Origin of the sequence: Streptomyces sp. NPDC051987 (assembly GCF_040680735.1) — a bacterium.
Classification (GTDB): Bacteria; Actinomycetota; Actinomycetes; order Streptomycetales; family Streptomycetaceae; genus Streptomyces.
On sequence record NZ_JBFAXI010000082.1, the window covers coordinates 26508 to 39360 of the forward strand.

At 73.0% G+C, this 12853-nt stretch carries 7 protein-coding genes; 4 read left to right on the forward strand and 3 right to left on the reverse strand.

Annotation, left to right across the window (positions count from 1 at the left end):
* Positions 1 to 145: 145 nt before the first annotated feature.
* Positions 146 to 3415 (forward strand): BTAD domain-containing putative transcriptional regulator, encoded by a 3270-nt coding sequence (locus AB0M11_RS31845; protein WP_365711596.1) that lies wholly within the window; start codon positions 146 to 148, stop codon positions 3413 to 3415.
* Here the strand turns inward: AB0M11_RS31845 and AB0M11_RS31850 are convergent.
* Both AB0M11_RS31850 and AB0M11_RS31855 read right to left on the reverse strand, forming a co-directional pair.
* Positions 3402 to 5282 (reverse strand): sigma-70 family RNA polymerase sigma factor, encoded by a 1881-nt coding sequence (locus AB0M11_RS31850; protein WP_365711597.1) that lies wholly within the window; start codon positions 5280 to 5282, stop codon positions 3402 to 3404. The two genes, AB0M11_RS31845 and AB0M11_RS31850, sit on opposite strands and share 14 nt — an antisense overlap.
* A gap of 316 nt (positions 5283 to 5598) precedes the next feature.
* Positions 5599 to 6396: a helix-turn-helix domain-containing protein gene (locus AB0M11_RS31855; protein ID WP_365711598.1), complete on the reverse strand. Its 798-nt coding sequence runs from the start codon at positions 6394 to 6396 to the stop codon at positions 5599 to 5601.
* Positions 6397 to 6797: 401 nt separating this feature from the next.
* Here AB0M11_RS31855 and AB0M11_RS31860 point away from each other — a divergent pair, with 401 nt between their 5' ends.
* Together AB0M11_RS31860 and AB0M11_RS31865 are read left to right on the forward strand one after the other, a co-directional pair.
* Positions 6798 to 8177: an NAD(P)/FAD-dependent oxidoreductase gene (locus AB0M11_RS31860; RefSeq protein ID WP_365711599.1), complete on the forward strand. Its 1380-nt coding sequence runs from the start codon at positions 6798 to 6800 to the stop codon at positions 8175 to 8177.
* Positions 8178 to 8369: 192 nt separating this feature from the next.
* Positions 8370 to 10016 (forward strand): SpoIIE family protein phosphatase, encoded by a 1647-nt coding sequence (locus tag AB0M11_RS31865; RefSeq protein WP_365711600.1) that lies wholly within the window; start codon positions 8370 to 8372, stop codon positions 10014 to 10016.
* 260 nt (positions 10017 to 10276) lie between these two features.
* On the opposite strand, the gene AB0M11_RS31870 is transcribed toward AB0M11_RS31865, so the two are convergent.
* Complete coding sequence (locus AB0M11_RS31870; RefSeq protein ID WP_365711601.1) at positions 10277 to 11560, reverse strand: MFS transporter; 1284 nt, start codon at positions 11558 to 11560, stop codon at positions 10277 to 10279.
* A 127-nt stretch (positions 11561 to 11687) separates the two neighbouring features.
* Here AB0M11_RS31870 and AB0M11_RS31875 point away from each other — a divergent pair, with 127 nt between their 5' ends.
* Positions 11688 to 12236 (forward strand): MarR family transcriptional regulator, encoded by a 549-nt coding sequence (locus AB0M11_RS31875; RefSeq protein WP_365711602.1) that lies wholly within the window; start codon positions 11688 to 11690, stop codon positions 12234 to 12236.
* The last annotated feature ends 617 nt before the right edge of the window (positions 12237 to 12853 follow it).

Sequence of the window (12853 nt, forward strand, 5' to 3'; positions counted from 1 at the left end):
GTGCCGGTTCCCCCGGCAGCCGGCAAGCGCCGGCAAGCGTCGGTGAGTGTCCTTACCCCCGGCCCCGGCGCGCCCGGCGCTGAAACCCGTGCCGCTTCCCCCGGCACCCGGTGACAATGACCCGGTGCGGTATCGAATTCTGGGTGTGACCCAAGCCGGCGACGAGGGCGCCCTCATACCTCTCGGCGGCCCTCGCCTCCGCGCCCTGCTCACCGTCCTCGCCCTGCACCCCGCCCGCACCCACACCCCCGACACCCTCATCCAGGAGATCTGGGCGGCGGACGACGACCCGCCCCAGGACGCCCCGGCCGCCCTCCAGGCCCTCGTCGGCCGCCTCCGCCGAGCCCTCGGCAAGGACAGCATCACCTCCACCCCCGGCGGCTACCGCCTGGCGGCCGCCGAGGACGACATCGACCTGCACGTCTTCGAGCGGCGGGCACGCGACGGCGCCCGGGCCCTGACCGACGGCGACCCGGCGACGGCCCACCGCCTCCTCACCGAAGCCCTCGACCTCTGGCGTGGCCCCGCCCTCGCCGATCTCCCCGACCGCGGCGCGGCCGCCGCCCGCCCGGAGGCGCTCCGGCTGGAAGCCACCCGCGCCCGCGCCGACGCCGCGCTCCGCCTCGGCCGGGCCGCCGACGCCGTACCGGAGCTGACCGGGCTCGTCGCGGCCCACCCGTACGACGAGCCCCTGCACGCCCTGCTGATCCGCGCCCTGCGCGACAGCGGCCGCCCGGCGGACGCCCTCGCCGCCTACGAGACCGCCCGCCGCACCCTCGCCGAGGGCCTCGGCGCCGACCCGGGCCCGGAACTGAAGGCGCTGCACGCGTCGTTGCTCACCCCGGAACCCCAGCCGCTCGGCCCACCTCCGCCCCGCACCGGCAACCTTCGTCCGCGTCTTACCTCTTTCGTGGGCCGGGAACCCGAACTCGAAGCCGTTCGTTCCGAATTGCACAGGGCCCGTCTCGTCACCCTCACCGGACCGGGCGGCTCCGGAAAGACCCGCCTCGCCGAGGAGGCCGCCGCCGGGCTCCCGCAGGCATGGCTGGTCGAGCTCGCACCGCTCGACCGGCCGGAGGCGGTGCCAGGCGCGGTGGTCAGCGCGCTCGGTCTGCGCGAGACCGTGCTCATGACCAACGAGCTGGCGACGGTGCAGACCGACCCCACGGCCCTGCTCGTCGAGTACTGCGCCCCGCGCAGCCAACTCCTGATCCTTGACAACTGCGAACATGTCATCGAAGCGGCGGCCGCCCTCGCCGAGACCCTGCTCACCCACTGCCCGGGGCTCACGGTCCTCGCCACCAGCCGTGAACCCCTGGGCGTGCCAGGGGAGTCGGTGCGCCCGGTCGAACCGCTCGCCCTGGAGCAGGCGCACCGCCTCTTCGAGGAGCGTGCCGCCGCCGTCCGCCCGGCGACCGGCGTCCCCGCGCCGGGAGACGCGGCGGCTGTCGACGAGATCTGCCGCCGTCTGGACGGCCTGCCCCTCGCCATCGAGCTCGCGGCGGCCCGGCTGCGGCTGCTCACGCCCCGCCAGATCGCCGACCGGCTCGACGACCGCTTCCGCCTGCTCACCGCCGGCAGCCGCACGGTCCTGCCCCGCCAGCAGACCCTGCGCGCGGTCGTCGACTGGTCCTGGGACCTGCTCGACGAGCGGGAGCGGACGACGCTGCGCGAGGTGTCCGTCTTCGCCGGCGGCTGGGACCTCGCGGCGGCGGAGGCCGTGTGCACCGGACCGGCCGCCGACCTCGTCGGCGCGCTCGTCGACAAGTCCCTGATCATCGCCACCCCGGAGGGCCCGGACGGCGTCTCCGGCATGCGCTACCGCATGCTGGAGACCATCCACGAGTACGCCGTCGAGCGCGCCGAGGAGGTGCCGGGGCTGCGCGCGGCGGTCGAGCGGCGGCACGGCGCGTGGGTGCGGGCGCTCGTGGAGGAGGCGGAGCCGAGACTGCGCTCCGGCGAGCAGCTGACCTGGATCCGCCGCCTGGAGACCGAACTCGACAACATCCGCGCCGCCCTGGACCGGGCCCTCCGCGCGGGCGACGAGGTGCGGGCGGGCCGGATCGTCCTCGCCGTCGGCTGGTTCTGGTGGCTGCGCAACTACCGCCAGGAGGCCACCGCGTCGGTCCGCGCGGTGCTGCGCCTCGGCGTCGCCCGGGACGCCCTGCCCGAGGACGCCGACCCGGACGAGCTGCGCGCGCTCGCCGACACGGCCGACCCCGTGGGCGCGCTCCTGGCCGACCCGGACGCCCAGGCCGGGCACCCGCTGTACGAGCTGCGCATGGACCTCAGACTGCTCGACCTGTTCCTGGCGTCCGAGTCCGGCCAGCCCGACGTCGTGACGGACGAGCGGACTCCCCGGTACGTCGCGCTCGTCCGGTCCGCCTTCGAGGCGGGCGGCCCCCGGGCCGCCCGGATGCCGGGCCTCATCTGGCCGCTCACCGCGTGGACCCTGGGCAGCTCCGCCGTGGACATCAGCCCGGACATGTCCGCGCTGGTCGACAACTGCCGGGTGTACGGCGGTGACTGGGAGGTCGGCGTCACCCTGATGTACCGCACCCACATCATGGTCGACTCACCCGGGCACCTGCGGGGTGTCGACGAGGACCTGGCCGAGCTCCGCCTCCTCAGCCGGCGGGTCGGGGACCGCTGGATGGGGGCCCAGGTGTGCAGCGCGGCCGGTGAGGCGGACATGGTGCGCGGCCGGTTCGCGGCGGCGGAGAGCGAGTACCGGGAGGCGCTGCGCCTCGCCCACGAGGTCGGCGCGTACGCGGAGACCCCGTTCCTGCTCGCGCGGCTCGCCGAGATCGCCTTCCGCTCCGGCGACCGGACGGCCGCCCGCTCCACTCTGGATCAGGCGGGCGAGGCCTCCGACCGGTACGCGGTGGCGGAGTCGAAGGCGTACGTGGCACTGCTCAGGGCGATCCTGGCCTACTACGACGGGGACCTGGTCCGGGCGCGGGAGTACTACGAGGCCGCTCGTGCCACGACGGTGGCAGGCGCCGCGCCACCGCAGTTCACGGCCGCGATCCGCTCCGTCGACGCCATGCTCACGGCCCTGGAGGAGGGGCCCGCGCGGGCGCTGCCGATCGTGGCCGTCGGGCTGCGCGAGGCGGTCGAGTACCGGTGCGCCGAGGTGATCACGGCCGCGCTGGTGGACGTCGGCGCCGACCTGCTGGCCCGGCTCGGCGACCTGGCAGGGGCGGTACGGCTGTACGCCGCGGCCGACCACTGGCGCGTCGGCACGGTCCGCCCCGAGCCGGAGCGCACCCGCGCCGAGGAGGTGGACGCGGCCGCCCGCGCCGCGCTGACCCCGCGGCGCTACGCCGCCGAGCGTTCGCGCGGCGCCTCGTTCACCGAGGAGGACGTCCTGCGCGAACTGAGCGCCACGCCGACCGCCGCTACCGGCACGTGAACCTCGACTCGGCCCAGTCGGCGAGCGCCACCGTGTCGAAGGCGTTCTGCGGTTCGACCACCAGACGCACGGTCCGGTGCCCGGTCAGGTCCACATGGACGGGCACGGCGGCCTGCCCGCCCTCGACCACCCCGGACCGCCACAGCCGCACCCCGTCCGCGTAGACGGCGAACGTGACCTTGCCGAGGCCGAGGGTCATGTCGTCGATGCCGGCCATCGCGTCGTAGGCGGTGCACTGCCGGTTGAGGTCGACGGTGACGGAGGAGCTGCCGTGCACGGTGACGCCGGGCGTGTACTCCTGGCCGGCGACCGTCACGCCGTACCGCTGCCACACCCAGCTGCTGTCGCCGAGCCGCATCTCGGGCCGGGTGCCGTCGCCGGTGACGTCGAAGCGCAGCTCGCTCCACTGGTAGACGACCGGGGCGGGCGGCGGAGTGGGCGTCGGGGTGGGGGTGGGACTCGGGGCCGGCGTGGGTGTCGGGCTGGGGGTCGGCTTCGGGCGCGGGCTCGGGGTGGGACTGGGGCTCGGGGGCGGCGTCGGTGTCGGAGTGGGAGCCGCGGGCGCGGTCGGCCGGGCGGCTAGGGCGACCGGTTCGGGTTCCGGGCTTCTCCTCGACGGGCCGGGGGTCGGGGCGCCGGGCTGGACGACCGGCGTGGACGGGGCGGGTCTGACGGCCTCCTTGGCCGGGTGGCCGTCGTTCGTCAGGGCGAGGGCCACCACGGCGACCGCCGTCGCCACCAGCCCGGCGGCGATACCGGCCTTCACCGGCCCCGCGAGCCCCTCGGTGGCCGCGGCGCCCCCGGCCCCGCCGCCCGCCCCGCCGGCCCCGCCGCCCGCCCCGGCGGCCGCACCGCCCGCCCCGCCGGCCGCACCGCCCGCCGCGGCGGCCGCACCCGCGGCCCCCACTCCGGCGCCCCCGGCGACGATCCCGAGCGCCTTGGCATACCCGGCGGCCCCGAACCAGCCGATGACCGCGACAGGCACGACGGCCGGGATACCGCTCGCGACCTCCTCGATCTGGGCGGCGGCCAGCCGGCACCTGGCGCACTCCTCCAGGTGCCGGCGCAGCCCCCGCTCGGCGCGGACCCGCAGCTTGCGGCGGGCGTAGCCGCCGAGTTGGTCGGCGAAGCGGGCGCACTCCTCGTCGTCGACGAGGGCGGCGCTCACGTGGGCCTGGAGGTAGGCCTGCCGCAGCCCCTCACGGGCCCGGCTGGCGAGGACCCGGGTGCCGTTGGCGTCCAGCCCGAAGAGGACGGCCACCTCGCTCGGCGACTCGTCCTCGACCTCGGTGTGCCACAGCACGGCCTGCCAGCGCTCGGGCAGCGAGCGGAAGGCCCGCATCGCCATCGACTGCTCGGCGTCGTGCATCGCACGCACCTCCGCGCCGAGGTCCAGCGACCCGTCGTCGCCCGCTTCGGAGCCGCGCGCGGACTGCGCCGCGAACAGCGCGAAGTCGTCGACCAGTTGCTCACGCCGGGCCGACCTGACCCACTGCGCGGCGACCCGGCGGACGGAGGTGAGCAGGTAGGCGCGCACGGCGTACTCGGGTCCTGACCCACCGCGCACCGCCTGCAGCATGCGGGCGAACACCTCGGCGGTGAGATCGTCGGCGGTGTGCCCGTCCCGGCAGCAGGTGCGTGCGTAGCGCCGTACCGCGTCCGCGTGCCGCCGGTACAGCTCCTCGTACGCCGAGTCGTCACCGGCCCGCATCCGCTCGATCAACTGACTGTCGGGGTGCGGCACTTCCCGGGGCGGCGGCACACTGCCGTCGCGCTGCGCCGGAACGTCGGCCCGGCCGCCCTGGGTGGGCACCTGCGGCGAAGCAGTCCCCTCCCCGACGGACCCGTCCCACCCGTCAACGCTCATCGCGGAACGCCCCCGACACCTGCCCGACCAACCGATTCACCGGCTCAGACTGCCACACCGCCTTTTGCCGGGGCCCCGAGCGACGAAACGATCACTCGGAAGAGAACACGCCGGTACCACAGCGCCCCGAGAGAAACGCGCCGGGACTACAGCGCCCCGTAAGGGGAAAACGCGGGGACTGCAGCGCCCCGTAAGGGGCGCGGGGAACTGCGCGACCAGCCACAGCCAACCCGCACCCGGCCACTACCCTCGCACGGTCGCAGCCGCGCTCCCAGCGCCCGGCAAGCCACCGCCACCGTCACCGCCACTGATACGGCTACTGCCGCGACCGCAACCCCTCCAGCAAGATGTCCAGCAACCGAGCCGAAGCCGCCGCCTGCTGCGCAGCATCCGGCAGGGACGGCGCAGCCGTGGCGATCACCAGCAGCACGTCGGAGACCGACACGTCCGGCCGCAACGCACCCGCCGCCCGAGCCCGCTCCACCAGCCGCCCGACGACGTCGAGCAGTGCGGCCGCCCCCGCGTCGTCGTCGGCGCCTGCCACCGGCCCCCGCTCCTCCGGCACCAGCCGCAACTCCGCGGCCCCCGGCTGCGTCCGCTGCTGCGGCACCCGCGCCTCCTCGGCCCCCGAGCCGACGGCCCCGTCCCCGGTCCCGGCGGCGCCGCCGACCTCCTCCGGCACCCCCACCCGCAGCACCTGCGGCGGCAGCAACCGCCCCGCCCCCGACGCCACCGACGTCCGCAGGAAGCGCGACAGCGCCGACCACGGCTCGTCCTCCTGCCCCAGCGCGGCCCGTGCCTGGTCGGTCAGCCGGGAGGTCTCCTCCTCGGCTATCCGCCGTACCAGCACGTCCTTGCTGGGGAAGCGCCGGTACACGGTGCCGACCCCGACCCGCGCCCGCCGCGCCACGTCCTCCATCGGCGCGCCGTACCCCAGCTCGCCGAAGACCTCGCGCGCCGCACGCAGTACGTGTTCCAGGTTGCGCTGTGCGTCCACCCGCAACGGCGTCGTACGCGGCCCGTCACCGCGTCCGTTGCCCGTCGTCGCGCTCACCGCTCCGCCACCGGCCGCCAGAGCGGACGCCGATGACCAATGCGTGTCCTGAATATGCATCTGTGTTCCCCCGGTTAACGACGTCTCCCCCCGGAGACTCTCCCCGTCACTGATAGCCGGAGCGAGCGGAACTGCGGCCGACCCATGACCGCTCATGGACCGCGGGCCTGCGGACCGCTCGTCGCGGACCGTTCGGCCACATCCTCTGCACCCCGTCGACACACGAACATAGTTGAGAGGCTGTCAATTCAGAAGGGGGACGTTCCGCACGGTGCGCCCCCCGATCGGAGTACGGGTCGCTTACCTCCCGGTTCGGCGCCTTCGCGCCCCCCTGTCCGCCCCTGCTGAGCTGGCCCCTTTCGTACGGCCGGGGGCGCGCGCCCGGCGCCCGCTACAGCCGCCCGCCGGTCACACAAATTGCCGGGGCTGTGGACAAACAAGAGTCACGGGTGCGTCATGGGATGGTGAAGGAACGTGCGCGCATTCTCGTTGTCGGCGGCGGCTACGTCGGGATGTACACGGCCCTGAGGCTGCAGCGGAAGCTGAAACGGGAGCTCAGGCAGGGTGCGGTCGACATCACTGTCGTCACCCCCGATCCCTATATGACGTACCAGCCGTTCCTTCCCGAAGCGGCCGCGGGTTCGATTTCCCCTCGTCACGTCGTCGTACCCCTGCGGCGCGTCCTGGACCGGTGCCACGTCGTCATCGGCGAGGTGACGGCCGTCGAACACGCCAAGCGCACCGCCGAAGTCGCCACCCTCGCCACCGCCGAGGAGCGAAAAGGCGCCACTTTCCTGGAGTACGACGAACTCGTCCTCGCCCCCGGTTCGATTGCGCGCACGCTGCCCATTCCCGGTCTCGCCGAGCACGGCATCGGCTTCAAGACCGTCGAGGAGGCCATCGGCCTGCGCAACCACGTCATCGAGCAGATGGACATCGCCTCCTCCACCCGCGACCCCGCGATCCGCGACGCGGCCCTCACCTTCGTCTTCGTGGGCGGCGGCTACGCCGGCGTGGAAGCCCTCGGCGAGCTGGAGGACATGGCCCGCTACACCGCGCGGTACTACCACAACGTCCAGCCGGAGGACATGAAATGGATCCTGGTCGAGGCCACCGACCGGATCCTCCCCGAGGTCGGCCCCGAGCTGGGCCGCTACGCCGTCACCGAACTGCGCCGCCGCAACATCCAGGTCCTGCTCGGCACCCGGCTGGAGTCCTGCGCCGACCGCGTCGCCGTCCTCAGTGACGGCCAGCGCTTCCCGACCCGCACCCTCGTGTGGACGGCCGGCGTCAAGCCGCACCCGCTGATCGCCGCCACCGACCTGCCCCGCACCGCGCGCGGGCGGCTGAAGTGCACCGCGGAGCTGACGATCGACGGCGTCGACCACGCATGGGCAGCGGGCGACGCCGCCGCCGTCCCGGACGTCACCGCCGCCGAACCGGGCACCGAGACCCCCTCCAACGCCCAGCACGCGGTCCGCCAGGCCCGCCTCCTCGGCGACAACCTCGTCCACGCGCTGCGTGGCGAACCCCTGGACACCTACGCCCACGCCCACGTCGGCTCGGTCGCCTCGCTCGGGTTCCACCAGGGTGTCGCCCAGGTCTACGGGCGCAGGCTGAAGGGCTACCCTGCCTGGTTCATGCACCGCCTCTACCACCTGAGCAGAGTGCCCACCGTCAACCGCAAGGCCCGCGTACTGGCCGAATGGACCCTCGCCGGGCTCTTCAAACGGGAGATCGTCTCGCTCGGATCACTCGAACATCCGCGAGCGGAGTTCGAACTCGCGGCCGGTGGAAAGCCTCCTCACAGTGCCTCCGACGACTCGAACGGGTCGTCCTGACGGAACTCAGGAACTCCACGGGCCGCCCCGGCGTCTGACGGATGTCGTCGCCGACGGCCACCCTGCCAGACTGCCCCCCGACCGAGCACAAGGCTTCTTCCCTCCCTCTCCCCAGAACTGCACCGGGGGACCTCCCCCGGCCCCCGGCCGCTCCCCGAGCCGGCCGGAGACGACGACACGAGGCAAGGTTTCGTGAACTTCACGCGCTGGAGCGCCCGGCTCCCCGGAACACAGCGCCGCGCCGCAGCGCGGACCGAGCACGCGGTCACCCCGGACCGACGGGGGGAAGGCTCCGTGCCCGCGGCCCGCGGAGAACAACTGACCGACGACTCGCCCTGTGTGCCCGCGGTCGACGAACTGCCCGCCCGTGGCGTCCTCGACCACGTCCCGGCCCTGGTCGCCCTCGTCCACGGCCCCGACCACCACCTCGCGTACGTCAACGACGCCTATACGGCGGCCTTCGGCGTACGCATCCCGGGCGCACCCGCCCGCGACTCCCTGCCCGAACTCGCCGAACTGGGCCTCCTCCCCCTCCTGGACCAGGTCCTGCGCAGCGGCAAGCCCCGCACGCTCAAGTCCCGCAAGGCACTGGACGGCCGCACCTACACGTTCACCTGCACCCCGGTCGCCGAGAACGGCGACCGGGACGGCGGTGTCCTCCTCTTCGCCACCGACGTCACCGACCACGCCGAGGCGGCGGAGCGGCTGCGCGCGAGCGAACGCCGCCAGCGCGAGACCGCGGTCACCCTGCAGCGCAGCCTCCTCCCGCAGGAGCTCGAACAACCGGACGACCTGCGCATCGCCGCCACCTACCAGCCCGGCGGCACCGAGGCCGCGGTCGGCGGCGACTGGTACGACGTCATCACCCTCGGCGGCGGCCGCACCGCCCTCGTGATCGGCGACGTGATGGGCCGCGGTGTCCGCGCGGCGGCCGTCATGGGCCAGCTCCGTACGGCCGTCCGCGCCTACGCCCGCCTGGACCTGCCCCCGCACGAGGTCCTGCGGCTCCTCGACGGTCTCGCCACCGAGATCGATCCCGACCAGATCGCCACCTGCGTCTACGCCGTGCACGACCCCAACGAGGGACGGCTGGTGTACGCCTCCGCCGGCCACCTCCCGATCCTGGTCCGCGACGAGAACGGCAGCGTGCTGCGCACCGAGGAACCGACCGGACCGCCGCTCGGCACCGGCGGCTGGGACCATGCGTCCGCCTCGGTACCGCTGGGCCCCGGCTCCACGGCCGTCCTCTACACGGACGGTCTGGTCGAACGGCGTGACGAGGACCTGGACGAGGGCATCGCGGCGCTGGAGCGCGCGCTGGCGGGCGCCACCGGCACGCCCCAGGTCATCTGCGACCGCCTGGTCCGCTCGGCCGGCGTCACGGCCGACCACGACGACGACGTGGCCGTCCTGGTCCTCCAGCATCCGGCCCGTACCGGCCCGGACAGCGAACTGTTCCGCAACGCCGCGCTGGAACTCCTCGGCGGCATCGAGGCGGCGCCACGGGCCCGTGCGTTCGCCTCCGGCGTGCTGACCAGCTGGCGCTTTCCGGCCGACCTCCACGACCTGGGAGTGCTCGCCACGAGCGAGCTGGTCGCCAACTCCCTCCAGCACGGCACCCCGCCCATGCGGCTGCGCCTGCGCCGCACCGACCGCCGACTGATCATCGAGGTCACGGACGGAGACGACCACCTGCCACGACGCCGCCGCGCGGAACCGGGCGACGAGTCGGGCAGGGGGATCGCGATCGTGGCCACGATCGCTTCGGGGTGGGGGTCGCGGAGGACGCCAGGGGGTGGGAAGGCGGTGTGGTGCGAGTTCGTACTGCCGAAGGGGTAGGGGGCGGGCCGACGTTCGGCTGCGGGCCGGTGGGGGTTGCTCGCGCCCACGCGACGGAGCCGCGTATCGGATACGGCCCCGCGCCCCTGACGGGGCGCTCCAGTCGCGTCAGCCACATAGCCGCGGGCAGTCGTGCCTCCCCCAGTGCCTTGAGGGCCTGGGAGGTGCCCCCAGGGCGGCACGGGTGGGCTGGGGGTCCCCCCGGCCGAAGGCTGGGGGAGGTGCCCGGTCAGCGCCGGTAAGCGTCCCCGCCCTCGCCGCTACGCGGACACGGACTCCGCGGGCGTGCCACCCCGGGCGACGATCCTGCTCCTCGAAGCCAGCCACGGCTGGTCCTGGACGGCAGTCAGCCGCCTCCCCAACCGCACCGCCAGGACACTGATCCCCAGCGAGAACAACAGGAACGTCACGACGTACGGCGCGGGCAGCGAGGCACCCAGCGGCCCGCCGACCGCCGGCCCGACGGCCAGTGCCAGCTGCTTCACCAGGGCGAACGCCGAGTTGTACTGCCCGGCCATCCCCTCCGGCGCCAGGTCGGCCACCAGCGGAGCCACCGTCGGCGACAGCATCGCCTCACCCAGCCCGAACAAGGCGTACGTCGACACGAACGCGGCCGTCGCCATCTCCCGGCTGCCGTGCCCCAGCCCCGCGGATCCGGCGACGACCCATGCCACCGCCCAGATCAGCCCGACCCCGGCGATCACGCGCGACCGCCGCCGACGCTCCACGAACCGGAGCACGGCGAACTGCGCGACCACGATCATCAGCGTGTTCGCGGCCAGCGCGGTCCCCAGCGCGGACGTGGATATCCCCGCCGCCTGGATGCCGTAGGCGGTGAGCCCGGACTCGAACTGCCCGTAGCAGGCGAAGAAGAGCACGAAACCCAGCACGGACAGCTGCACCATGGCCCGGTTGCCCAGCAGCTGCTTCCAGCCGCCCTTGCCCGACCGACCGGGAGCACCCACGATGTGGGGCGCGCGGGGCATCCGCACGGTCGCCATCACGGCGACCAGCGCCAGGAACACCGCGGCCTCGATCGAGAACAGCAGGACGAAGGAGTCGACGCGCGTAGAGTCGACAAGGTGGCCGCCGATGAGCCCGCCGACGCCCAGCCCGAGGTTCTGCAGGAAGAACTGCAGGGCGAAAGCCCGGGAACGCGTGTCCGAGGTCGAGCAGTCCACGATCATCGTCGCGAGCGCCGGCTGCATCACCGCCTGCCCGGCACCGAGCGCCGCCGCCGACAGCAGTACGGCCGTCGCGCTGCCCGCCAGCCCCAGGCTGAGCGCTCCGGCAGCGGCGGCGACCAGGGCGGCGAGGAGGACCGGCAGCGGACCGCGCCGGACGATGGCCCGCCCGGCGAACGGCAGCACGACCAGCGCGGCCACGGCGAAGACGGCGAGGACCAGCCCTGCCGTCATGGCTCCCAGCCCCCGCACCTGCGCCACGTAGACGTACAGGTACGGGACGGTGAAGCCGAGCCCGAACGCGCTGAGTGCGTTGCCCACGTGGATCCGGCGCATCGCTGCGCCCATCGCCCTGGTCACGTTCACCTCTCTCAGGTCGTCAGCCAGCGGACTACTGAGGTCCGAAGACTTAGAAGCTAAAGTTCGAAGCTAAAGACTACATCGCGAAGGACTTCAACGCCAAGCGTGCCCGTGCGATACTTCGGCCATGGCCGACACCACCGGCGCCGGCGAGCCGACCCTCGACGAACAGATCGCCGCCTACCAGCGCGAATTCCAGGACCTCGACCCCCAGGTCGAGAAGATCGTCTCGGCGCTCTCTCGGCTCAACCGCCGTATGAACGTCGCCTACGGCCGTCAGACCGGCGCCCTCGGCATCAGCAACGCGGAGTGGGAGGTCCTCAAGGCCCTCGTCCTCTCCGGGGTCCCCTATCGCATGGGCCCCAGCGAACTGGCCAAGCGCCTCGGCCTGACCCCGGCCGCGATGACCCATCGCATCGACCGGATGGTCGCCGAGGGGCTCGTCACCCGGGAGAGGGACGAGTCCAACCGCGTCCGGGTGATCGTCGAGCTGACCCCCGACGGCCGCGAGAAGTGGCTGGAGGCCATGCGCCTCGCCTCCGTCTTCGAGGAGGATCTGCTGCAGGACCTCTCCCCGGCCGAGCGCTCGGTGCTCGGCGAGGTCCTCACCAGGCTGCTGCGCCGCGTCGAGCACGCGCAGCCCGACGCCGGTGGCCGGCTCACCGACCTGGACTAAAAGATCTTGACAGAGGGTGCTTGACACGCCCCTGGGCGATCCGTAGAGTTCTTCGGGTTGCCGCGGAGCCGTAACGGTTCTCCGGTGACACTCAGCCGCCTTGAGCGGCACCTCAAACCACAGCATGATCTCCTCGCGGGGGTTGATTTCGGCGTGCCCGAATTCAATTCGAATGCGAGCGGTCGGCCCCGATTGGGAATCGCCGAGCGGATCCGCTAGTGTTTGAGACGTCGGAACGGCCCAACAGCCGCGAGGACGACACCCGCTGACTGGGAATCAGACGCCGAAAGCATCTGATAGAGTCGGAACCGCCGGAAAGGGAAACGCGAGAGCGGGAACCTGGAAAGCACCGAGGAAATCGGATCGAGAAAAGATCTGATAGAGTCGGAAACGCAAGACCGAAGGGAAGCCCGGAGGAAAGCCCGAGAGGGTGAGTACAAAGGAAGCGACCGTTCCTTGAGAACTCAACAGCGTGCCAAAAGTCAACGCCAGATATGTTGATACCCCGTCTCCGGCCGGAATCGGCTGGGACGTGGTTCCTTTGAAGAAAACACAGCGAGGACGCTGTGAACGACCGGATTATTCCTCCGGTTGTTCCGCTCCCGTGAAAAGCATTC